Raw genomic sequence first — 508 nt, 5'->3', positions numbered from 1 at the left:
GCGCCGAACACAGGCCTCGGGCCTCCGACCATGAAGGCCACGGCGTAGGGCCCGTCGAGCCTGGCCCACCTGTATCTGCGGCCGTACATGAGCTCCTTCACGGCCTCCTCCACCCCTAGCTCTCCCGCCAGAAACGACAGGAGGTAGGCTATGGCTTCGCTGTCGTTCCCGGTGAACTTCACGTGCGTTCTGTACTTTATGAAGTTGACGTTTGCGCCGTAGCTGCTCAGATCGCCGTTGTGGACTATGGCGACGTCGCCCGCTGCGAAGGGATGCGAGTAGTAGGGCAACCTCCCGGGGCTGTTCGTGGGGTATCTTGTGTGGCCCAACCACGACCTGCTCGACAGGCTCTCGATGCCGTAGAGCTTGGCTATGTCCTCGGGCCAGCCGACCACCTTATAGATGTCAATCCATCTGCTATTTAGATATATATATCCATCGATATCTATATATTCACTAAGTTCTACATCATATATATCATTAGAAATTCTTATATATTTATCGCCAA

At 54.3% G+C, this 508-nt stretch carries 1 pseudogene; it reads right to left on the bottom strand.

Annotation, left to right across the window (positions count from 1 at the left end):
• Positions 1-508: pseudogene (locus B7L68_RS08450) on the bottom strand (glutamate synthase); the annotation flags it as partial.

It is taken from the genome of Thermoproteus sp. CP80 (genome assembly GCF_002077075.2).
Classification (GTDB): Archaea; Thermoproteota; Thermoprotei; order Thermoproteales; family Thermoproteaceae; genus Thermoproteus.
The sequence above is the reverse complement of the archived record's forward strand: the minus strand, read 5'-3'. Positions and strand labels throughout refer to the sequence as shown.